This window comes from Opitutaceae bacterium TAV5, assembly GCA_000242935.3.
In the GTDB taxonomy this organism is placed as follows: domain Bacteria; phylum Verrucomicrobiota; class Verrucomicrobiia; order Opitutales; family Opitutaceae; genus Geminisphaera.
Window position 1 is genome coordinate 2,647,524 of the sequence record CP007053.1, and the last position, 20,838, is coordinate 2,668,361.

The window sequence follows — 20,838 nt, forward strand, 5'->3', positions numbered from 1 at the left end:
TGGGGGTAGGGGGGAGGCGGGGAGCAATGCTCACACGCCGCCGACGATGGGGAACCAGTCGGGGCGGCGGGGATCCTGGTGGAAGCGGGCGTAGTAGTCGCCGCGCTTCTCGTATTCGCGTTCGTATTTCTGCATTTTCTCCTCGTCGAGTGTGACGCCGAGGCCGGGGCCGCGGGGAACGGGCAGGCAGCCGTCGCGGTATTTCATGAGGCCGCCCTCGATGATGTCGTCGGTGAGGTAGTGGTAATGCGCATCGCCGGCGAACGTCATCTCGGGGATCGTGCTGGCAGTGTGAAGCATGGCGGCCAGCTCGATGCCGAACTCCGCGCCGCTGTGCATGGCCACGCCGAGGCCGAAGGTGCGGCAGACGGCGGCGAGGTCCTTCACACCGCGGGGACCTTCCCAGTAGTGGATGTCGGTGAGCACGATGTCCACGGAGCCGAGTTTCACGGCCGGAGCGAGGTCGTCGAAGCGGGCCGGATACATGTTGGTGGCCACCGGAATGCGGATCTGTTTGCGGACTTCGGCATTGCCATTGAGCCCCCAGGACGGGTCCTCGAAATACTCGATGCCGAGCGGTTCGAGTCGTCGGCCGATGCGGACGGCGGTGGGCACGGACCAGACGCCGTTGGGGTCGATGCGCAGGCCGAAATCGGGGCCGAGCCGTTCGCGGCACAGTTCGAGCACACGCGCTTCCTCGCCGGGGTCCATGACGCCGGCCTTGAGCTTCATGGCGCGCACGCCGAGCGTTTCGTAGAGTTCCTGGCACCAGTCGGCGAGGTCCCCGGCGCAGGTGTCGTCGCCCCCGCCGGGCCGGTCGTAGCGCCAGAACAGATACGCGATCATGGGAATGGCGTCGCGCACGGGGCCGCCGAGCAGGTCGCAGAGGGGGCGGTCGACCGCCTTGCCGATGATGTCGAGGCAGGCCATTTCGATGGCGGCGTAGAGGCGGGCGTTGGAGAGGTAGTAGATCGAGCGGAGGACCTTGAGCTTGATCGTTTCGAGGTGAAACGGATCCAGCCCGACGATGCGGGGTTTGAGCCGGAGGAGGGCGGCGCGCTGGTCGCCTCCGCCAACCTCGCCGAGACCCACGATGCCTTCGTCGGTGACGAGTTCGAGGATCGTACGGAGAAAATATCCGGGATGGACGCCGGTATTGTGGCGGAGCTGGCAGGTGAGGGGGATGGCGACGGTGCGTACTTTCAGGTCAATGATCTTCATGACGGAGGCGGTCTGTTTGCGGGTTTTTCTGCCGAAAGGATCCCCGGAGACCTCCGCCGGATCAATTCCGTATTGGATAAAAAATTATCTGTTATGGTAAAATCCCGGATTCTGTGGCTGGCTGTAACGATGAACACGATACCCGTTCTGCAAAAAGCCCTGGATGTGATTCACGCGATTGCCGCGAACGAGGGCGGCGGCCTCGGTGCGAAGCAACTGTCGATGGAGCTCGGTATCGCACCGGCCACGACATACCGGATTTTGCGTACCCTCGTGAAGAACAACTGGCTGCGGGAAAGCCGGCGCGGGGAGTTCCGGCTGGCTTTCGGACTGGCGCAGGTGACGCGGTCGTATGCGCGCCTCGAACACGTGCTGGGGTTGTTGCAGGGGCCGTTGCGCGAACTCTCGCACGAGACGGGCTTGTCGGCGAAGATTTCGATCCGCGAGGGGTTGCAGGCGGTGACGGCGCTGCGGGCGGAGTCACGGCGTCCGAATTCGATTTCTTCTCCGGTGGGTTCCCGGATGCACCTGCTGGAGGCGGGATCGGTCGGCACGATCCTGCTGGCGCAACTGCCGCGTCCGGAAGTCTTGCGCGTGCTGCATTCGGCGAGAGAGGACGGGGAGCGGTTGCCGGAGCGGGAGGAGCCGCAATGGTTGAAGGAGATCGCGGCGGCCCGGCGGTCGGGTTTCGGCAGCGCATTCGGCACGCGCAATCCGGCAATCCACGCCATGTCGGTGGCGTTGCCGCTGACGGATTCCGAACTGGCGGCTCTCACCGTCGTCGGCTGGCCGGAGGATTTCCGGGAAACGCTCGGCCAGCGGGAATTGCTGCGCCGGCTGAAGCGCTGCGCCGGCACGATGCGCAAGCTCGCCGGCACCGGTTGAGGCGGGCACGATGATCCGGCGTCAGCGGATATTCATCCGGCCGCGGTCGATCGATCGACCGCGGCGGAGGGCTCCGGGCTGCCGGAAAGCCGCCAATAGAAGCCCTGTTGCGCGAGCAGCCCGGCGTGGGTGCCGCGTTCCTGGATTTCGCCGTGGTTGATCACGATGATCTGGTCGGCGTTACGGATGGTGCTCAGGCGGTGCGCGATGACGAAACTCGTCCGGTTGTGCATCAGCCGCGCCATCGCCTCCTGGATGTGTTTCTCGGTGCGCGTGTCCACGCTGCTGGTCGCCTCGTCCAGAATCAGGATCGACGGATCGGCCAGGATGGCGCGGGCGATGGAGAGCATCTGTCGCTGGCCGTGGCTGAGGCTGCCGCCCCCGCCGCTCGTCAAGAAGGTGTCGTAGCCTTGCGGCAGGCGGCGGATGTAGGGATCGGCGTTGGCCAGGCGCGCCGCCTCCTCGACCTCGGCGTCGGTCGCATCGAGCCGGCCGTAGCGGATGTTGTCGCGGACCGTGCCGGAAAAGAGAAACGTATCCTGCAACACGATACCGAGGTGGCGGCGGAGGTCGTCCTTGGCGATGTCGCGCAGGTCCCGGCCGTCGAGGAGGACGCGGCCGCGGTCGATTTCGTAAAAGCGGGTGAGGAGATTGATGATCGTCGTTTTGCCGGCGCCGGTGGGGCCGATCAGCGCGATGGTCTGGCCGGGGCGGGCGTGGAGGTTGATGGCCTTGAGGACGGGGACGCCCTCGCGGTAGGAGAAATGCACGTCCTCGAAAACGATGTCGCCACGGACCGGGCCGAGCGGTTGCGCTCCGGGGGTGTCCGCCTCGGGCGGCTCGTCGATGATCTCGAAAACGCGTTCGGCCCCGGCCATGGCGGACTGGATCTGGTTGTAGAGGTTGGCGATTTCGTTGAGGGGACGGCCGAACTGGCGCGTGTAGTTGATGAAGGTGGCGATGGTGCCGACGGTCGCCAGGCCGCGGATGGCCATGAAGCCGCCGAGCACGGCGACGATCGCGAGGCCGAGGTTGTTGCCCATGTTCATCAGCGGGCCGGTCACGCCGCTGAAGGTCTGCGCCTGCACGCCGGCGCGGAGGCTGGCCTGGTTGATGTCGTCGAAGCGGGCGACGATGGCGGCCTCCTGCCCGCAGGCCTTGACGAGTTTGCGGCCGCCGACGCTTTCCTCGATGAAGCCGTAGAGGCGGCCGAGGGCGGCCTGCTGCACGCGGTAGCGGGCGCGGATGCGCGCGCCGAGCCAGCGGTTGGCGGTCACGGTGAAGAGCGAGATGAAAAACACGCTCGCCAGGGCCAGCCAGGGATTGATCAGAACCATGGCCACGGCGACGCCGACCGTGCTGAGCGCGCCCGAGACGAGCTGCGTCACGCTGTTGCCGAGCACCTGGTTGATGCTTTCCACGTCGTTGGTGACGCGGGCCATCAGTTCGCCGTGGGCGCGGCGGTCGAAGAAGCGCAGCGGCAGGCGTTGCAGCCGGTCGAAGAGATCGATGCGCAGGGCGCGCAGGGTGCGCTGGGAGGCGCCGGCCATGATCCAGGCCTGGAGGAAGCCGGACGCGGCCGAGAGCGCATAGACCAGCAGCATGAGGCCGAGGGTGCGGGCGAGGCCGTCGAGTTCGCGGGGGACGATGTGGCGGTCGATGACGCGGCCGAGCAGGAGGGGGCCGGCGAGGTCGAACGCCACGGAGCCGGCGACCAGCAGGCCGGTGAGGATCAGGGCGAGCCGTTCGCGGCGGAGATAACCCCAGAGGCGCAGGACGGTGCCGGTCGCGTTCCTGGCGCGTTCCACGGGCGCCTGGAAGCCGGCTCCGGGACCGCCGCGCCGTCCCGGCATGGGCGGCATCCGGTCCTCGGCGGAGGGCTGGCGTTGCGGGTCATTCGCCTTCATGCGGCGTGGCTCCTTTCTCGATCTGCGACTGGTAAATCTCCCGGTAAACGGGGCTGGTTTCGAGCAGGGTGGCGTGCGTGCCCGCGGCGACGAGCTGGCCTTCGTCGAGCACGAGGATCCGGTCGGCGTCGACGACTGTGCTGATGCGCTGGGCGATGATGATGCGCGTCTGGCAAAAGTCCTGCGCGGAGAGGGCGTCGCGGATGAGCGACTCCGTGCGCAGGTCAACGGCGCTGGTGCTGTCGTCGAGGATCAGCACGGCGGGGCGAGGCAGGAGGGCACGGGCGATGCCGAGGCGCTGTTTCTGTCCGCCGGAAAGGGTGACGCCGCGCTGGCCGACGGCGGTGGCGTAGCCCTCCGGCATGTGGGAAATGAAGGTGTCGGCCTGCGCGGTGCGGGCGGCGTCGGCGACGAGTTCGGGCGGGGCGTCGGGCCGGGCGAAGGCGATGTTTTCCCCCACGGTGGAGCCGAAGAGGACCGGCTCCTGCAGGGCAATGCCGACGTGGCGGTGGAGGTCGGCCTCGGGGATGTTGCGCACGTCCACGCCGTCGAGCGTGACGCGGCCTTCGGTCGCGTCGTAAAAACGCGGGATGAGGTGCGCGAGGGTGGACTTGCCCGAGCCGGTGGCGCCGAGGATGGCGACCGTCTGGCCGGGCCCGGCGGTGAAGCTGATGTTTTTCAGGACCGGATTCCCTCCTTCGCCGGCGTAGCTGAAGCTCACGTTTTCGAAGGCGACGCGCCCCTCGACGCGAGGAGGAAGCGCGCGCGACGGCGAGGCGGAAGCGGGTTTCAGGCTCGGCCTGGCTTCGAGGATTTCGGCGATGCGCCGGACCGACGCATGCGCGCGGGACATCTGGACGACCATGAAGCTGAAAAAGGCCAGCGACATGAGGGCGTGCATGAGGTAGTTGATAAAGGCCACGATCTCGCCCACCTGCAGGTCGCCGGTCCGGACGCGGTGGGCGCCGGCCCAGAGCACGGCCACGATGCCGACATTGAGCGTGAGCATCATGAAGGGCTGGAGCCGGGCGCCGGTGCGGATGGCCTCGACCGTGCGGCGCACCAGCGTGTGGTTGACCCGGGCGAAGCGTTCCGACTCGTGGCCGGCGCGCGCGAAGGCCTTGACGACGCGGCTGCCGGCGAGGTTTTCCTGAAGGACGGTGTTCACGTCGTCGAGCCCTTGCTGCACCTGGCGGTAGAGCGGAAAGGTTTTGCGGGAGATGATGACGAGCGCCGTCACCAGGATGGGGATGATGACAAGAAACAGCAGACTGAGCCGCGGACTCGTGAGCACCGCCATGACGATGCTCCCGACGAGCAGGAGCGGCGTGCGCACCATGCCGCGCAGGAGCATGACGGCCATGTCCTGCACCTGGTTGACGTCGCTGGTCAGGCGCGTGATGAGAGGGCCGGTTTCGAGCCGGTCGAGATCGGCGAAGGAGAGGGACTGGACCTTGTGAAACACCGACCGGCGCAGGCTGGCGCCAAAACCGAGGCCCGCGCGCACGGCAAAAAAACCGCAACCGCCGCCGCAGACCAGGCCGCCGACGGCGGCGGCCAGCATGAAAAACGCCGTGTGAGTGACCGTCGCCAGGTCGGACTGGCCGATACCCTGGTCGATGATGTGCTGCACGAAACGCGGCTGCAAAAGATCGAGCACGACTTCCCCCGTCATGAGCAGAGGCGCGATGAGGATGGGGAGCCAGTGGCCGCGAAGGCAGGGAAGGAGCTGACGCAAGGCGCGCATCGGCGGCGTATTACGCAGACGAATCTGGCCAGGAAGCGCATCCTGGACAAGGCCGGGAAGGCGACGGGAGCAAGGATGCGTAACAGCCGGTGCGTATGAACATATGACACCGGATCTCAAACCGGCGCCGGGAAAAATGCGACGGGAAATTGTTCACGCCGTCCACGGGCAAGATGCCCGTGCCACCTCCGACGGAAAGTGCGTCCGTTGTTTTTTCTGTATTGAAAAACAAAATCCAATAGGCGACTTGAGCGATCCGGCTTTCCGTCGCAGGATTACCCCGTTCAACGAATCCGAGCGCCAACCTCCAGACCTGTCCCCATGTCCGCCCACACCGTTCCCATTCTGAAAAAAGCCATCGCCGTGCTGCGTGCCGTGGCGGAAGGGAAGGGGGACGCGACCACGACCAAGGCGCTGGCGCAGACGCTCGGGCTGCCGCATTCCAGCACGTATCGGATTTTGCAGACGTTTCTCGCCGAAGACTGGGTGCGCGCCTCCGCCGCCGGGCAGCACGAGATCTCGTTCGGGTTGCTGCCGCTGCTCCAGCCGCTGTCGCGTCACGAACTGTTGATCGAAACCGTCCGCGAACCGCTCCGCCAACTGGCGCGCGAGACCGGACTCACCGCCAAGATTTCCGTCCGCCAGGGTGACAACGCCATTACGATTTTCCGGGTCGAGTCGCCGCGCGCCACGTCCGTCAACGTGAAGATTGGCGCGGCGTTTCACCTCGTGCTGGGTTCGTCCGGCAGCGTGTTGATGAGCCCGCTGTCCGCGACGGAGCGCGAGGCGATCATCGCCGCTGCCCCCGCCGACTGCTGGCAAAACCAGAAACCGGCCGACATCGCCGCGCGGCTTCGCGAACTGGCGCGTTACGGACGTTGCTCGGATCTCGGTCACTACCGCACCGATCACTCCGCCATGTCCGCTCCGCTGCGCGACCGCTCCGGCCGTATCGTTGCCGCGCTCACGGTGATCGGTTTCCCGCAGGATTTCGAACCCGCGCCACGCAAGGCCGCCTCGCGTCACCTGCTCGCCTGCGCGGAGCAATGCAACCGGCTCCTCGCAGGCACCGGGAATTGATTCCGGTTTTTTACACGAAGGACGCAAAGAACGCGAAGGACACAATCCAAAGATCAGGATTACAACCTGTTTATAATTAGTTAAATATGATAACTCCATTTCGCCTCATAATCTTCGCGTTCTTCGCGATCTTTGTGTAAAAATTCCCCGTCCGATGATTCTCGCCGATTTTCTCCCCGCCAAACCCGACCGTTCCTGGCAATTCGCCCGCCAGGCCGGCGTCACGCACGCGATCTGCAAGTGCGCGCCCGAGCTCACCGGTCTGCCCGCGCCCGACAACATCGACGCGCTGCGCACGATCCGCGACCGTTTTAGCGAAGCCGGCCTCACGCTCGCCGGGCTCGAAGGCGACGAGTTCGACATGCAACGCATCAAGCTGGGCCTGCCGGGTCGCGATGAAGATATCGCCCGCTATCAGCAGATGCTCCGCAATATGGGCGAACTCGGCATCGGTCTGCTCTGCTACAACTTCATGGCGACCATCGGCTGGTGTCGCACCGGCACCCATGTTGTCACCCGCGGCGGTGCCATTACCAATCGCTTCGACGCCTCCCGCCTCGACCCGGCTCCCGTTCCCGAAGGCCAGCGCGTAACTGAAGAGAAACTACGCGAAAACTATGCGTACTTCATCACCCGCGTTCTCCCCGTCGCCGAGCAGGCGGGTGTGAAAATGGGCCTCCATCCCGACGACCCGCCACTCTCGCCGTTGCGCGGGGTCGGGCGAATCTTTACTTCCGCCGACGCCTTCGCGTGGGCCATGTCACTCAGCGACTCGCCCGCGCACGGCATCACGTATTGCCAGGCCAACTTCCTCGCCATGGGCGAGGACATCGTCGCCACCGCGCACCGCTTCGCCGACCGCATCGTGTTTGTCCATTTCCGCGACATCAACGGCACCCGGGAAAATTTCACCGAAACCTTTCACGACAACGGCCCCACCGACATGCCGGCGATGCTCCGTCTCTACGGCCAGGAACTCGGCCTGCGGGTGCCGATCCGCGTCGATCACGTGCCTTCGCTCGCCGGCGAGGAAGACCTGCCGCACGGCTACGCCACGCTCGGCCGGCTCTTCGCCATCGGCTATATGAAAGGTATTCTGGATACACATCGCATTTCCTACTCATGAGCACCGAATCCTCCTCCACACTCGAGCGCTTCCGGATCAAGGGCCGCCGCGCTCTCGTCACCGGTTCCAGCCGCGGCATCGGCGCCGCCATCGCCCTCGCGTTCGCCGAAGCGGGCGCGGATGTGGCGATCCACTACACGGGTAACGCCGCCCAGGCGCGCGATGTGGCCGCGCGCGCGGCCGCCTTGGGCGTGCGCACCGGTGTGGTGCAGGCCGATCTCGGCGAGGTCGACGGCGCCCGGCGCGCTTGGGACGGAGCGGTGGAGGCGCTCGGCGGCGCGCCCGACATCCTCGTTCTCAATGCCTCCGTGCAACTCCCGCGCTCCGACTGGCTGACCATCCCGCGCGAGGAGTTCGACCAACAGGTCAACGTCAACCTGCACGCGAGCCTGGAGCTTTGCCAGCTCGCCGCGCCCGCGATGACGGCGCAACGCTGGGGCCGTATCGTCACCGTGGGCAGCGTGCAGGAAGTGCGTCCGCATCCGCACATGGTCGTGTATGCCGCCACCAAGTGCGCACAGACCTCGCTTGCCGTGAACCTCGCCCGCCAGCTCGCGCCGCATGGCGTGACGGTCAACAACCTCGCGCCTGGCGTCATCCTTACCGACCGCAACACCGGCCGCCTCGCCGACGAAACCTACGCCGCCAAGGTCCGCGCCTCGATTCCGGTCGCCGACTTCGGCACGCCCGCCGACTGCGCCGGCGTCGCGCTCCTGCTCTGTTCCGATGCGGGGCGCTATATCACCGGGCAAAACCTCTTCGTCGATGGCGGGTTCGGGCTGGCCTGAGGCGAACCGGAAACGCCATGCCCGACCTGCCCACAGAAAACTGAAAGACCGAGATCCCGGAGGCGGCGCTCCTGGCGCCGTCACCACTACGTAGCGGCATGCCTCTGTGCATGCCGGACGCGGGCGGGACGCCCGCGCCACTTTTTCACCCGCCAGAACAATAACCGCATCACGACATAAACCATGAGCAAAGACCTGAATGCCGATATCGACGCCTACAAAAAAGAAGTGGGCATGATGAACCTCGAGAAGCTGATCGCGCAGCGCGAATACATCTCGACCCAGCCGTTGCCGATTCCCGAAAAGGAATTGCTGGCGCGTTACGAACAGCTCTACACGGGCGCGGTGAGCGACGTGTTGCGGGAACACGCGCTGCTCGACCAGGCATTGCCCGGTCACCTGAAGCCGCTGCGCCCCGAACTTACCGTGGCGGGTATCGCCTTCACGGTGAAGAGCGCGCCCAACGTCAAAATCACCGGCGAGATGACCTACCGCACGCAGATGCTCACCGAGTTGAAGCCCGACAGTCTCGTCGTGTGGGACACTTCCGGCGACGAGAAAGCCACGCTCTGGGGCGGCGTCATGACGGCGACGGCGGTCGGCCTCGGTGTGAAGGGGGCCGTCATCGACGGCGGCATCCGCGACACGCACCAGATCCTCGAAAAGAAATTCCCGCTCTTCTACAAGCATCGCATCCCGAATGGCTCGCTCGGTCGCTGCCTGATCACGCATTACCAGATTCCGATCAAGATCGGCGACGCCGTTATCCGCCCCGGCGACGTGATCCTTGGCGATATCGACGGCGTGGTCGTCGTGCCGCGCGATATCGCGTACGAGGTGCTGCTCCGCGCCGAGGAGATTCGCGGCAACGAGAAAAAGATTTTTTCGTGGGTCGCCGAAGGCCAGACGCTGGAGCAGATCACGGAAAAGGGCGGGTATTTCTGAGCGACTCCGGATGCCGGATGAACCACGGAGGTACGGAGCCAAAACCGGGTTCTTTTTTAACCACGGATTGCACGGATAAAAACCGGATAAAGGCAGGGATTTTCAGGGGAAACAGGTATCCTCCCATCCGTGTAATCTCCGAAGATCCGTAAAGCTACCCTGAAAAATCGTACGCGGAAGCGTATGATTTCCCTCAGTGCGGATGCGTTCCGGATTCAAACCGGGATGGCCACAAAAAACACAAAATTCCTTTCTGTCCGACGGGAATCTCCCGGGCGCTTATAAGCGCGATGGAGGATTTCATGCGCGGTGTGTTTTTTCGTGTTTTTCGTGGCCATTCTTTCCGTCCCTTTGGCTACGGCGTAGCCGCTCCAGGCAATCCGTGGGGAAAATGAATGCAGACGCGGGGCGCCGCCAACCGGTGTCTCCGTGCCTCTGTGGTTAAAAATTCCGTCAAACGGTGTCGTATTTCGTATCCTTTCGTGTGTTGAGTGGGCGATCATGAACATCGGCCTTCTCGGCGGCAGTTTCGATCCGGTCCACAACGGCCACCTCACGGTGGCGCGCGAGGTGCTGGCGCGGTTTCCGCTCGACCGTGTGCTGTTCATACCGGCAGCCCAGGCGCCGCTCAAGCCGTCCGCCGTCCGCGCCTCCGCGGAGGACCGGCTGGCTCTCCTGCGCGCCGCCATCGGCGACACGCCCGGCCTTGAAATCTGCGATTTCGAACTCCGGAAGGGCGGGGTCAGTTATACGGTCGATACGCTGCGCCACCTGCGCACGGTGTACCCGCCGGAGAGCAACCGGCTGTTCTGGATCTTCGGGGCGGACCAGCTTGCGCAGCTTCCGCGGTGGCGGGAACCCGGCGAACTGGTGCAGCTGGCCGAGTTTGTCTGCGTGACGCGTCCGGGTCATGCCCTCCCGCCGCCTCCGCCGGTTCCCGGCCTGCGGGTGCATTTTGTGGATACGCCGCCGGTGGATGTCAGTTCCACGGAATTGCGGGCTCGGATCGCCCGGGGAGAACCGGTGGAGGCATGGATGCCGAACAACGCGATTGAGTATCTGCGGAAAACCGGCCTCTATCGCGACGCATGTCCAACACCCGCACCCGCCCGGATACCACCCGCGAACTCCTGAGAAACGTCGTCATCGCGCTCGCCGACAAGAAGGCCGAGCAGCTTGCCGTTCTCCACGTCACGCAGTCCGACATTACCGATTACCTGGTGCTGGCCACGGGCAATTCCGACCCGCACCTGCGCGCCTTGCGCATCGAGGCCGAGCGCATTCTCGACACGGCCAAGGCTCCGATCGCCGGCATGGAACAGGGCGGCTACGGCAGCGGCTGGACCGTGGTCGACGCCTACCAGATCATGATCCACCTTTTCACGGCCGAGCAGCGCGCCAACTACGCGCTCGAACGCCTCTGGAAGGATGCCGAAGTCGTTGACATCGGAAAACTCGTCACCCCGCCGAAAGCACCGAAAGCGACGAAAAAGCCGGCGGCAAAAACCGGCGTTGCGAAATCTGCGAAGGCGCCGGCGAAAAAAGTTTCGGTCAAGAAAGGGGCGGTGAAGGCCGCGAAAACCTCCGGAGCGACGAAAAAGCCGGCCGCCGGAAAGGCCAAGGTCGCGGCGGGGAAGAAGAAGCAGGCCGCTCCGCTATAACCCGAGCAGCGAGCCGTTGCGCTTGAGCCAGAGTTCGGCGGCACGCCAGCCGGGGCAGACCTCTTCCACGCGCGCCCAGAACCGGGCGGAGTGGTTCATCTCCTTCAGGTGCATGAGCTCGTGGTAAATGATGTAGTCGCGCACGCTTTCAGGCGTCTGGATGAGGCGCCAGTTGAGCGAGATCACGCCGCCCGTGGTGCACGAGCCCCAGCGCGTGCGCTGGTTGCGCACCGTCACTTCGTGGACCGGCATGCCGGTGACCGTCGCCAGTTCCCAGGTGCGGGCCGGCAGCTCCACCCTCGCCAGTCGCTGGAAGTGCGCTTCCAGCGTGGGCCGCAGGTCTCCGGAGAACGCCGGCACGCGAAACACATCCGCACCGAGGCAGACTTGCGGGCGCGCCCCCTCGACGGCCTTGCGGATTTCGGCAAGCTCGCCGCGCCAGAGCACATGCGTGCCGACCGGCCAGACGGTGGCGCCGCGCGGACGCGTGCGCTGGCGGGCCCGGGCGCGTTCCAGCCAGGCGGTGTGCTGCTCGACGAAGGTGCGCGCCTCGCGCTCGCTGCCGCGGGCCGGGATGGTGGCCACGGCGACACCATCGCGCCGCAGCGTCAGCCGGTAATTCCGGGCGCGGGCGCTGCGTTCGTAGAGGACGGGCGGCGGTGCGGTTTCCGCTTCGGCGGGTTCCAGATCCCCGGCCGGCGCTTCCGGGTCCGCCACGTAACTGGCGGGCGCAGGCGGTTCCGGCGGTTCTGGCGGAAAAAATGGCGAAGCGGCGGCGCGCGCCGGCGGCGCGTTGACCGTCTCCAGGCCGAACAAATCAAAAAAACTCTGCTGCACTGCGCTCACCTTGGGGAGGGCGAATAAACAGGCCAACGTTTGCAGGGCGAGCGTTGTTTGCGTGGCGCGGCGGGCGTTCCGCCCGCCTCCGTTGCCTCTCCGCAGCGGCTGCAAACACACCGGCGGCGCTCCGCGCCGTCCACGGCCAGGATGGCCGTGCCACTCCGGAAGCGGGCGTTTGGCAGAAAAAGCCCGCGCCACGTTGTCTCCCCATGCTAAAAAGCCCGCCTCGCCGGTCGGCGTAAGGCGGGCTGTTGAAAGTTGCTGTCAGGAACCGGGACAGGAAAGCCATCGCCCGGAGGGTCCGGACGGGGCCGCGGGGACGCGACCGGCTTACTTTTGCCAGGTGCGCTTCTTGTGGCGATTGGACTTCAAGCGCTTCCGGCGCTTGTGCTTGTTCATCTGGAGGCGGCGTTTCTTCTTCAGGTTGCCCATGTGGAGAGGTGTTTGGTTTGAGTGAAAAGGGTCTTCAAAACAGGTTGGAAGGGCTCCTGTAAAGCTCATTTCGCAGAGAGGTCGCCTGCCGGGGGGCGACCGGATGGGGAGAATGGCCGGGAAGCGGCACGGGCATCCTGCCCGTGGACGGCGCGAGTATCCATCAGGCGGGGGAAGCGGCCGGCGACGGCATTCCCGCCGCCGCGGCAGGGGGGATGTCGGATAACTCGCACGCGGTGCCATACTTGACACACTCTCCGCCTTCCCCCTACCGTGGCGCCCCGTGAAAACTCCCCTTTCCCCGGCCCTGCCCGCCCTCTGCGCCACGGCCTGTTGTATCAATGCCTCGATGACAACACCCGCGCCGGCGGCGCCCGTCGCGGATCCTTCACCGAACGTCTTTGCCCTTCCGCGCGCCGCCCTCGCCGCCGCTCGTGAACGGGTGGCAGCCAACGACCCGCTCGTACGCGAGGCGCTGGCCGGGCTGCGCTCCGAGGCCGACACGGCGCTGACGATGAAACCGCCTTCGGTGATGGACAAAACCAGGGTCGCGGCGAGCGGCGACAAGCACGACTATTTCAGCGTTGGCCCCTACTGGTGGCCCGATCCGGCAACACCCGACGGGCTCCCCTACATCCGCCGCGACGGACAGCACAATCCCGAACGCAACGAAGGCACCGACTACCCGGCCTTCACCGGCATGTGTCGCGCGGTGGAGCGCCTCGCCCTCGCCTGGTATCTCACCGGCCACGAACCCTACGCCGCGCAAGCCGCACGCCTGGTCCGCACTTGGTTTCTTGATCCGGCCACGCGCATGAATCCACATCTTGACTATGGCCAGGCCATCCCGGGTCGCACGAACGGACGCGGCATCGGCATCATCGAAACGCGCGCCCTGATCGACCTCACCGACGGCATTGCCCTTATCGCCAGTTCCCCGGCATGGACGCCCGCCGACGACCAGGGACTCCGCGCCTGGCTCGGCGCTTATCTTGAGTGGCTGCAGGGCAGCAAAAACGGTCTCGACGAAAAACGGGAGCACAACAACCACGGCACCTGGTATGACGCGCAGGTGGCGCAACTCGCGCTCGTCCTTGGCCGCACGGAACTCGCCCGCGACGTGCTTGCCTCCGCGCTCCGGACCCGGCTCGCCACGCAGGTCGAGCCCGACGGCAGCCAGCCGCACGAACTGGCGCGCACGCTCTCGCTCACTTACTCGACGTTGAATCTCGCCGGCCTGATGACACTCGCCCGCCAGGCCACCCATGTCGGCGTGGACTGGTGGCATCACACGACGCCCGATGGACGCAGCCTGCGTCAGGCGATCCGTTTTCTGGCTCCCTTTGCCGGGCCCGCCAGACCGTGGATAAAACCCGACCTGAAACCTGCCGATCGCGAGGGCATCCGCATGTTGCTCGTGCTGGCCGGCATTGCCTATGGCGACGATGAACCGGCTTTCCTCGATGAGATCAGCCGGCTCCGCAACGACGGCCAATTTGCCCGCGAGCGCTGGCAGTTGTTTGCCTCCGGAATCAAGCCGGGCGTCAACCCGGACTGAGGCCGGGGAATCCACGAACATCCCGACAGGCGACGCTTCACGTCGTCAGCAGTGGCAGGCACCGGGGCCGAAGGCCGACAGCCCGCCATGCCGCCGCTCCCCCCCGGTACACGCACGGGCAAGGAGCCCATGCCGCCATCCCGTTTCAATGACACCCGGTCCACGGAGGGCGGCTGCCCTCGGCCAGGTGCCATTCCCGGAAGCGGGCCAGCCCTTCCGCGAGCGTGACGGCGGGGGCGTAGCCGAGGAGGGCGCGGGCGCGGGTGAGGTCGGCCCGGGTGTGGGCGACATCGCCGGGTTGCTCGGGGAGACGGCGGATATCGGCCTTGCGTCCGACCGCCTGCTCGATCGCGGCGACGAGCGCGGCCAGTGTCACGGGCCGGTCGCCCCCGAGATTGCAGATGCGGAAGCCGGGTTGCAGGCGGTCGAGCGCAGCCAGCGTGCCGGCGACGATGTCGGTCACGTACGTGTAGTCGCGGCTCGAACTGCCGTCGCCGTAAAGCTCGACCGGTTTGCCGGCGGAGATGGCGCGCACGAATTTCGAGATGGCGAGGTCGGGGCGCTGGCGCGGGCCGTAGACGGTGAAAAACCGCAGGACGGTGACGGCGGCGCCGTGGAGTTGCGCATGGATCCGGGCGAGACCTTCGGCGGCGAGTTTGGTGACGGCATAGGGCGAGGCGAGAGCCAGCAGGGCGTCGTCCTCGGCGAAGGGGAGTTTTGTATTGTCGCCGTAAACCGAGCTGGACGAGGCGACGACGATCCGGCTGATGCCGGCGGCGCGGCATTCGTCGAGCAGGTGCTGCGTGCCGGTGATGTTGCTGTCGATGTAGAGTTGCGGGGCCTCGATCGAGGGGCGCACGCCGGCGCGGGCGGCGAGATGGATGACGGCGTCGGGACGGAAATCGCGCAGCGCGGCGCGCACGGCGGCGCGGTCGCAGAGGTCGGCCTCGTAGACACGGGCGCCGGAGAGGGCGGCATTGGCGCGTTTGATGGCGACCGGGCAGGTAGCGTTGAAGTTGTCGAACAACGCCGTGTCGTCGCCGCGCGCGCGCAGGGCCTCGAGCGTATGCGTGCCGATAAACCCGGCGCCTCCGGTAACAAGAACTCTCATGGCCGAGGAGGGAGGAGGCGGCGGGGGATTGTGTCAAAACCGCATCTGTCAAAAAATTCGCCGAAGCCTGCGATTGGCATGACGGTTTTTTTTGCATCCAGTGGCCGTTTGCAGATTTTACCGACGAGCCAATCCGCTTCCGTGAACGTTTCTCTCCCTCCGATCTTTTTCCCGCAACCCGTGCCGTCATGCGCTGGCTGATACTCACCTCCTCCACCGGCACGGGCCACAACATGCGCGCCGATTCCTTGCGGCAGTGGAGCGAGCGCGTTTTTGGCGGCGCGGTGGAGACACGCGTCCATGCCACGCTCGAAAACACGCACCGGCTCTACCGGTTTGGCGTCGGCCTCTACAATTTCATCCAGCGCAACTGCCCGCGGCTGCATCACCTCTATTTCAACTACCTCGAAATCGCCGGCATGCACCGGCGGGGCGCGCGGATCATGGGCGGCGACCGGTTTTCGGCGCTCGTGCGCGAGTGGCGGCCGTCGCGCGTCATCAGCGTGCATGCGCACACCAACCACGGGTTTTTCGATCTCGCGCACGCGGCGCTGGGCGGCGCGGACCGGCCGCGCTGCATCACGTATTGCGGCGAGCTTTACGGCGGCTACGGCTTCAGCCGCCACTGGGCGAACCCGCGCGCCGACGGTTTTATCGGAGCGACGGCCGAGACCTGCGCGGCGGCCGCGGCGGTGGGCACGCCGGCGCCGGCGATTTTCAACGGCGGATTTTTGCTTCGCCCCCGCTTCTACGAGCCCGAAGCCGGGATCGAGCGTGACGCGGACACCCTCGCCGCCGGACTCGGCCTCGACCGGTCCGTGTTTACGCTGTTGCTCAACACCGGCCTCGCCGGCGCCAACAACCACCTGCCGATCCTGCGGCACCTCGCGGCAAGCGGGCGGCGCCTGCAGGTCATCGCACTGTGCGGGGGCAACGACGAGACGCGCCGGCGCATCGAGGCGTTTGCGCAGCGGCATCCGCGACTCGCGATCCGCACGCTCGGCCACACGGAAAAAATGCCGGGGCTCATGCGGCTGGCGTCGGTCGTCGTGGCGCGGCCGGGGACGGGAGCGACCAGCGAATCGATCCTGCTCGGCGCGCCGCTCATCCACAACGGCATCGGCGGCGTGATGCCGCAGGAGCTGATCACCGTGCAATACTGCCGCTTCCACGCGTGCGCGCGCTTTGGCAGCACGCCCCGCGACATCGCCCGCGAGGCGCTTTTTCTTTTGGACAACCCTCGCGAACTCGCCGCGCAACGTGCCCGCCTGCTGGCGGCGCGTCCGCCGGGGCGGCCCGAGGACATCTGCCGATGGATCGCCGGGCGAGGCTGCGTCCGTCCCGACGATCCGGCGGCAGAGTCCGGAGTTTAGGGTCTGGAGTTCAGGGTTCGTTGTTGAAGGGAGCCATCGCGCAACCGGAACCCTGAACACTAAACGCCGGACCCTGAACTCCGGCCCGCCGGGCGGGCCGCGCTCGTCCCGGCGAGCCAGCCGGTCGTCCACGCCGCCTGGAAATTGAAACCGCCGGTCACGCCGTCGATGTCGAGCAGTTCGCCGGCGAAAAACAGGCCGGGGCACACGCGGCTCTCCATCGTGCGAAAGTCCACCTCGCGCAGACGCACGCCGCCGCAGGTCACGAATTCCTCCTTGTTGAGGCTCTTCCCCTCCACCTCGAATTCGCCGCCCGCCAGTTGCGCGGCGAGCGCCTGTAACAGGCTGTTGGATACGCCGGTCCAGACCGCGCCGTCGGGAATGCCGGCCGCCGCGACGAGCCGTTCCCAGAGCCGGGCGGGCAGGGCGAACGGGTTCCACGTGACGACCTGCTTGCGCGGATTGGCGGCGCGGGCCGCGCCCAGCTCCGCAAACACCTGGTCCGCCGTGCGCCCGGCGCCCGCCCATGCGACCCCGAGCGTGAAACGGTAATCGCGCGCGGCCAGTTCGCGGGCGCCCCAGGCCGAGAGTTTCAGGATGGCCGGGCCGCTCATGCCCCAGTGCGTGACGAGCAGCGCGCCCGTTTCGCGCAGCTTCGTGTCTTTCACCGACGTCGCCACGTCGGGCACGGCCACGCCTTCCAGTCCGCGGATGCGCGCATCGTCGATATGAAACGTGAACAGCGACGGCACCGGCGGTTCCAGCGTGTGGCCGAGCGAGGCCGCGATCTGCGGCCCCGCCGAGCCGCGTCCGCCGCCGGTGGCCAGCACCACGCGGTCGAACTCGCCGGCCGAACCGTCGGAAAACGTCACGTCAAACCTGGCGCCATCGGCGGCCGCTGCCGTGGCGGCCGCCGGCATGCGCACGATGCCGCGCACACCCATGCGGGTGAATACCCGCACGCCCGCCTCGTCGGCGGCGCGCAGCAGGCATCCGGCGATGGTGGCGGAGTCATCGGTGACGGGAAACATGCGGCCGTCGGACTCCGTTTTCAGCTCCACGCCGCGGGCGGCAAACCAGGCGATGGTCTCGCGCGGACCCCATTTGTGAAACGGCCCGAGCAGCTCGCGGGCGCCGCGCGGGTAGCGTTTGACCAGTTCGCGCGGTTCCGGGCACGCATGGGTGACGTTGCAGCGGCCGCCGCCCGAGATGCGGACCTTGGCCAGCGGCTGCGCGCCCGCTTCGTAGAGCACGACGCGCGCCTGCGGATGCGCTTCCGCGCACCGGATCGCGGCGAAAAATCCCGCCGCCCCGCCACCGACTATGAGCACTCGCAAGGACATGAGTTGCCGGCGACAGAAGACCGCTTGCCCGGGCGGCACAAGTCCCGTTCTGCAAGCGGCGGCGTGTCCGGGGAGTGTAATCGGAAGTGGAGGTGGCACGGGCTTCCAGCCCGTGTTCCGGAAAGCGGCACTTCGCGCCGTCCACGGGCAAGGATGCCCGTGCCACTTTTTCTGCCTGTCCGGCATTCACTACTTCCGATTATACCCGTTTCCGGCCGCGATCGTGGCCGGAGATTTTGACATCGGGAGCGATGGACCCTAATCCGGCAGTCCACCGGTCAGAAACAAATCGCCTCCCGCCTCCGCTTCCTTCCTGTGCCAGAGCCCGCCTCCATCGCCATTCGCACCGCGCTCAAGAGCATTGTCGTCAATGCTTCGCTTGCCGCCGTCAAGATCGTGACCGGCGTGATCGGGAATTCGTATGCGCTCGTCGCGGACGGCATCGAGTCGATCAACGACATCGTGTCTTCCGGCGTGGTGCTGATTTCACTGAAGCTGGCGAGAAAACCGCCGGACAAGGACCACCCGTACGGACACGGCAAGGCGGAGCAACTGGGCGCGCTTTTTTCCGCCATCTCGCTGCTCGCCGCCGGCGGCACCATCGCCTTCCAGAGCACGCGCAATCTCTTCGAGCGGCATCATTCGCCGGCGTGGTTCACATTGCCTGTCCTGTTGCTGGTGATCGTCACCAAGGAGCTGCTTTCCCGCTATACGCTGAAAAAGAGCGAGGAAACGTCCAGCTCCGCGCTTCGGGGCGACGCCTGGCATCACCGCTCCGACGCGATCACCTCGGGCGCCGCCTTTTTCGGCATTGTCGTGGCCCTGATCGGCGGGCCGGGTTACGAAAAGGCGGACGACGTGGCGGCGCTGGTCGGCTGCCTGGTGATCGGGTTTAACGGCATCTCGCTGCTGCGTTCCGCGCTGCACGAAAACATGGACGGAGCGCCGCCTCCCGAACTGCAGGCGGCGGTGCTGAGAGTGGCGCGGGCCGTCCCCGACGTGCGCTTCGTCGAGAAACTGCGCATGAAAAAAATCGGCCTCGGCTACTCCATGGATATCCATGTCCAGGTCGAGCGGACGATGACGGTGGAAGCCGGCCACCGTGTCGCCCATGCGGTCCAGGATGCGATCCGCGAGGCGCTTCCCCAGGTGAGCGACGTGGTCACGCACCTCGAACCGTATCCGGATCAAAACTGCCCGTAGCTGCGAAGCAGTGACCGGCGGTGAACCGGCGAAGGGGAGGGCGGGTATTATTCCTCGCTCCAGTCGCGGCGGCCGCGGGCGGGACGGTCGCCTTCGGCGGCGCGACGACGCCAGCCGGGTTTGCTGGCGAGCGCGGAGGGTTTTTTCTGGCGGGGACGGGCGGCGGCCTGTTCGGCCTTGAGCTTGCGCCAGGCGGCGAGCCTCTCCGGCGCGAGCGCGCCGGATTCGACGGCGGCACGCACGGCGCAGCCGGGTTCGTTTTCATGGCGGCAGCGGCCGAACCTGCAGCGCACGGCCAGAGCGGCGATGTCGGCAAAGGCCTCCTCGATACCGGCATCCGCATCCCAGAGCTGGAGTTCGCGCATGCCGGGCGTGTCGATGACGAGCGCGCCCGAACGCGACACGACGAGTTCGCGTCGCGTCGTGGTGTGGCGCCCCTTGCTGTCCTTCTCGCGGACATCGGCGGTGGGGAGGGCGTCGTCGTCTTCGTTGCCCGCATCGCAGGCGAGCGCGTTGATGAGCGAGGATTTTCCCACCCCTGACGACCCGACAAAGGCGAGCGTGCGGCCGGGGCGCGCGTAACGCTGGAGAATGCGCAGGCCCTTGCCGGTCTCGACGCTGGTGACGAGCACGGTGACGCCGGGAAGCAGGGCTTCGATCTCCTTGCGCACGGCGTTGGCGTTGCCGGCGAGGTCGCACTTGTTGAGCACGACGACCGGTTCGGCTCCGCTTTCTTTCGCGGCGACGAGGAAACGCTGGATGCGGCCGGGGTTGTAGTTCCGGTCGAGACCGCTGACGAGAAACACGGTGTCGATGTTGGCGGCGATGATCTGCTCGGCCTCCTCCTCGCCGGCGGCGCGGCGCGAGAAAACGGTGCGGCGCGGGAGCAGCGCGTGGATGTGCGCCCCCCGTCCGTCGGGCAGCCGGCTGACGGCCACCCAGTCGCCGACCGCGGGATAACCGGCGTTGGCGGAAGCGGCGACGGCCATCGCGGACACGCCGGCTGCGCCGCGCGGGGCGGTCGCGGCCTGGTGATGGAAACGCCCGGTGCATTCCCCGAGCCGTTCGCCGGCGGCGGTCTGCACGGCGTAATAATGGCGGCGCAACTCCACGACGACGCGGGCCGGTTCGTATCCTTCCTTCAGATACGGAGCGAAGGCGGCGTCCCAGGCGTCGTCCCAGCCGAATTCGCGGAGGGTGGGGGAGTCGTCGCTCATGACGGGGCAGCGGTGCGGGGCGGGCGGGTCGGGATCATTCGCGTGGCCCGATGCGCACCACGCGGCGTTTCGGGTCGGCCTGCTCGCGGTAAAACAGCGCCGTGTGGCCGACGGCGCCCACGCACACACAGCGGCCTTCGTCGGCAATCTGCTCGCAGAGCGCCGCGCGTTCGTCGCGGCCGGCGCCGGCAAAGCGGAGTTTCACGAGTTCCCGGTGGTCGAGGTGGTGTTGCAGTTCCGTGAAGAACGCGGGCGAGAGACCGCCCTTGCCGATCTTGAGAGCGGGTTCGAGTGTCTGGCCGAGGCCGCGAAGCCGGGTGCGTTGCGCGCCCGTGAGCGAAAATTCGTACATGCGCCCTCACCCGAAGCAGGCCGGAGCGCGGGCGGCAATGCCGGAACGC

General features: G+C 66.5%; 19 protein-coding genes. 10 read left to right on the forward strand and 9 right to left on the reverse strand.

Annotated elements, in window-relative coordinates; translation table 11 throughout:
• Positions 1 to 30: 30 nt before the first annotated feature.
• Positions 31 to 1,221, reverse strand: coding sequence for a glucarate dehydratase (locus OPIT5_11575; GenBank protein ID AHF90744.1), 1,191 nt, complete (start codon positions 1,219 to 1,221; stop codon positions 31 to 33).
• Between the two features lie 93 nt (positions 1,222 to 1,314).
• Between OPIT5_11575 and OPIT5_11580 the strand changes: the two genes are divergently transcribed.
• The gene (locus tag OPIT5_11580) at positions 1,315 to 2,106 is read left to right on the forward strand and encodes a transcriptional regulator (protein ID AHF90745.1); all 792 of its coding nucleotides are present in this window, start codon (positions 1,315 to 1,317) and stop codon (positions 2,104 to 2,106) included.
• A gap of 32 nt (positions 2,107 to 2,138) precedes the next feature.
• Here OPIT5_11580 and OPIT5_11585 read toward each other — a convergent pair whose 3' ends face one another.
• Together OPIT5_11585 and OPIT5_11590 are read right to left on the reverse strand one after the other, a co-directional pair.
• Positions 2,139 to 4,013 (reverse strand): multidrug ABC transporter ATP-binding protein, encoded by a 1,875-nt coding sequence (locus tag OPIT5_11585; protein ID AHF90746.1) that lies wholly within the window; start codon positions 4,011 to 4,013, stop codon positions 2,139 to 2,141.
• A complete protein-coding gene (locus OPIT5_11590; protein ID AHF90747.1) occupies positions 4,000 to 5,760 on the reverse strand; it encodes an ABC transporter in 1,761 nt (586 codons plus the stop codon). The genes OPIT5_11585 and OPIT5_11590 overlap by 14 nt, the downstream gene beginning before the upstream one ends.
• Positions 5,761 to 6,081: 321 nt before the next feature.
• On the opposite strand from OPIT5_11590, the gene OPIT5_11595 reads away from it, so the two are divergent.
• The 6 genes from OPIT5_11595 to OPIT5_11620 all read left to right on the forward strand — a co-directional run bounded on the left by OPIT5_11595 (position 6,082) and on the right by OPIT5_11620 (position 11,360).
• Positions 6,082 to 6,840, forward strand: a complete 759-nt coding sequence (locus OPIT5_11595; GenBank protein AHF90748.1) for a transcriptional regulator — start codon at positions 6,082 to 6,084, stop codon at positions 6,838 to 6,840.
• 154 nt (positions 6,841 to 6,994) lie between these two features.
• Positions 6,995 to 7,966 carry a mannonate dehydratase gene (locus OPIT5_11600; protein AHF90749.1) on the forward strand — a complete coding sequence of 324 codons (972 nt, stop codon included), beginning with the start codon at positions 6,995 to 6,997 and terminating at the stop codon, positions 7,964 to 7,966.
• Positions 7,963 to 8,754 carry a short-chain dehydrogenase gene (locus OPIT5_11605; protein ID AHF90750.1) on the forward strand — a complete coding sequence of 264 codons (792 nt, stop codon included), beginning with the start codon at positions 7,963 to 7,965 and terminating at the stop codon, positions 8,752 to 8,754. Before OPIT5_11600 ends, OPIT5_11605 begins: the two co-directional genes overlap by 4 nt.
• 183 nt (positions 8,755 to 8,937) lie before the next feature.
• A complete protein-coding gene (locus tag OPIT5_11610; protein ID AHF90751.1) occupies positions 8,938 to 9,699 on the forward strand; it encodes a Dimethylmenaquinone methyltransferase in 762 nt (253 codons plus the stop codon).
• 501 nt (positions 9,700 to 10,200) lie between these two features.
• Entirely contained in the window at positions 10,201 to 10,833 is a 633-nt protein-coding gene (locus OPIT5_11615) for a nicotinate-nucleotide adenylyltransferase (GenBank protein ID AHF90752.1), read from the forward strand.
• A complete protein-coding gene (locus OPIT5_11620) occupies positions 10,788 to 11,360 on the forward strand; it encodes an Iojap family protein (protein AHF90753.1) in 573 nt (190 codons plus the stop codon). The genes OPIT5_11615 and OPIT5_11620 overlap by 46 nt, the downstream gene beginning before the upstream one ends.
• On the opposite strand, the gene OPIT5_11625 is transcribed toward OPIT5_11620, so the two are convergent.
• Together OPIT5_11625 and OPIT5_11630 are read right to left on the reverse strand one after the other, a co-directional pair.
• Complete coding sequence (locus tag OPIT5_11625) at positions 11,355 to 12,206, reverse strand: metal-dependent hydrolase (protein AHF90754.1); 852 nt, start codon at positions 12,204 to 12,206, stop codon at positions 11,355 to 11,357. The genes OPIT5_11620 and OPIT5_11625 overlap by 6 nt on opposite strands.
• A gap of 324 nt (positions 12,207 to 12,530) precedes the next feature.
• Positions 12,531 to 12,632, reverse strand: a complete 102-nt coding sequence (locus OPIT5_11630; protein AHF90755.1) for a hypothetical protein — start codon at positions 12,630 to 12,632, stop codon at positions 12,531 to 12,533.
• Positions 12,633 to 12,915: 283 nt separating this feature from the next.
• On the opposite strand from OPIT5_11630, the gene OPIT5_11635 reads away from it, so the two are divergent.
• On the forward strand, positions 12,916 to 14,190 hold the full coding sequence (locus OPIT5_11635) for an Alginate lyase (protein ID AHF90756.1): 1,275 nt from the start codon (positions 12,916 to 12,918) through the stop codon (positions 14,188 to 14,190).
• A 145-nt stretch (positions 14,191 to 14,335) separates the two neighbouring features.
• Here OPIT5_11635 and OPIT5_11640 read toward each other — a convergent pair whose 3' ends face one another.
• The gene (locus OPIT5_11640; GenBank protein ID AHF90757.1) at positions 14,336 to 15,301 is read right to left on the reverse strand and encodes a UDP-glucuronate 4-epimerase; all 966 of its coding nucleotides are present in this window, start codon (positions 15,299 to 15,301) and stop codon (positions 14,336 to 14,338) included.
• A gap of 188 nt (positions 15,302 to 15,489) precedes the next feature.
• Between OPIT5_11640 and OPIT5_11645 the strand changes: the two genes are divergently transcribed.
• Positions 15,490 to 16,674, forward strand: coding sequence for a UDP-N-acetylglucosamine:LPS N-acetylglucosamine transferase (locus OPIT5_11645; GenBank protein AHF90758.1), 1,185 nt, complete (start codon positions 15,490 to 15,492; stop codon positions 16,672 to 16,674).
• Positions 16,675 to 16,733: 59 nt separating this feature from the next.
• On the opposite strand, the gene OPIT5_11650 is transcribed toward OPIT5_11645, so the two are convergent.
• On the reverse strand, positions 16,734 to 18,017 hold the full coding sequence (locus OPIT5_11650) for a flavoprotein (protein AHF90759.1): 1,284 nt from the start codon (positions 18,015 to 18,017) through the stop codon (positions 16,734 to 16,736).
• A gap of 315 nt (positions 18,018 to 18,332) precedes the next feature.
• Here OPIT5_11650 and OPIT5_11655 point away from each other — a divergent pair, with 315 nt between their 5' ends.
• A complete protein-coding gene (locus OPIT5_11655) occupies positions 18,333 to 19,220 on the forward strand; it encodes a cobalt-zinc-cadmium resistance protein (GenBank protein ID AHF90760.1) in 888 nt (295 codons plus the stop codon).
• A gap of 47 nt (positions 19,221 to 19,267) precedes the next feature.
• Here the strand turns inward: OPIT5_11655 and OPIT5_11660 are convergent, their stop codons facing one another.
• A complete protein-coding gene (locus OPIT5_11660) occupies positions 19,268 to 20,437 on the reverse strand; it encodes a ribosome small subunit-dependent GTPase A (GenBank protein ID AHF90761.1) in 1,170 nt (389 codons plus the stop codon).
• Positions 20,438 to 20,471: 34 nt separating this feature from the next.
• A complete protein-coding gene (locus OPIT5_11665; GenBank protein AHF90762.1) occupies positions 20,472 to 20,789 on the reverse strand; it encodes a hypothetical protein in 318 nt (105 codons plus the stop codon).
• Between the last annotated feature and the right edge of the window lie 49 nt (positions 20,790 to 20,838).

Bases quoted from the DNA above. Each gene is read 5' to 3' on its own strand.
- OPIT5_11575 (AHF90744.1), bottom strand. From the start codon at position 1,221: ATGAAGATCATTGACCTGAAAGTACGCACCGTCGCCATCCCCCTCACC.
- OPIT5_11580 (AHF90745.1), top strand. From the start codon at position 1,315: ATGGTAAAATCCCGGATTCTGTGGCTGGCTGTAACGATGAACACGATA.
- OPIT5_11585 (AHF90746.1), bottom strand. From the start codon at position 4,013: ATGAAGGCGAATGACCCGCAACGCCAGCCCTCCGCCGAGGACCGGATG.
- OPIT5_11590 (AHF90747.1), bottom strand. From the start codon at position 5,760: ATGCGCGCCTTGCGTCAGCTCCTTCCCTGCCTTCGCGGCCACTGGCTC.
- OPIT5_11595 (AHF90748.1), top strand. From the start codon at position 6,082: ATGTCCGCCCACACCGTTCCCATTCTGAAAAAAGCCATCGCCGTGCTG.
- OPIT5_11600 (AHF90749.1), top strand. From the start codon at position 6,995: ATGATTCTCGCCGATTTTCTCCCCGCCAAACCCGACCGTTCCTGGCAA.
- OPIT5_11605 (AHF90750.1), top strand. From the start codon at position 7,963: ATGAGCACCGAATCCTCCTCCACACTCGAGCGCTTCCGGATCAAGGGC.
- OPIT5_11610 (AHF90751.1), top strand. From the start codon at position 8,938: ATGAGCAAAGACCTGAATGCCGATATCGACGCCTACAAAAAAGAAGTG.
- OPIT5_11615 (AHF90752.1), top strand. From the start codon at position 10,201: ATGAACATCGGCCTTCTCGGCGGCAGTTTCGATCCGGTCCACAACGGC.
- OPIT5_11620 (AHF90753.1), top strand. From the start codon at position 10,788: ATGTCCAACACCCGCACCCGCCCGGATACCACCCGCGAACTCCTGAGA.
- OPIT5_11630 (AHF90755.1), bottom strand. From the start codon at position 12,632: ATGGGCAACCTGAAGAAGAAACGCCGCCTCCAGATGAACAAGCACAAG.
- OPIT5_11640 (AHF90757.1), bottom strand. From the start codon at position 15,301: ATGAGAGTTCTTGTTACCGGAGGCGCCGGGTTTATCGGCACGCATACG.
- OPIT5_11645 (AHF90758.1), top strand. From the start codon at position 15,490: ATGCGCTGGCTGATACTCACCTCCTCCACCGGCACGGGCCACAACATG.
- OPIT5_11650 (AHF90759.1), bottom strand. From the start codon at position 18,017: ATGTCCTTGCGAGTGCTCATAGTCGGTGGCGGGGCGGCGGGATTTTTC.
- OPIT5_11660 (AHF90761.1), bottom strand. From the start codon at position 20,437: ATGAGCGACGACTCCCCCACCCTCCGCGAATTCGGCTGGGACGACGCC.
- OPIT5_11665 (AHF90762.1), bottom strand. From the start codon at position 20,789: ATGTACGAATTTTCGCTCACGGGCGCGCAACGCACCCGGCTTCGCGGC.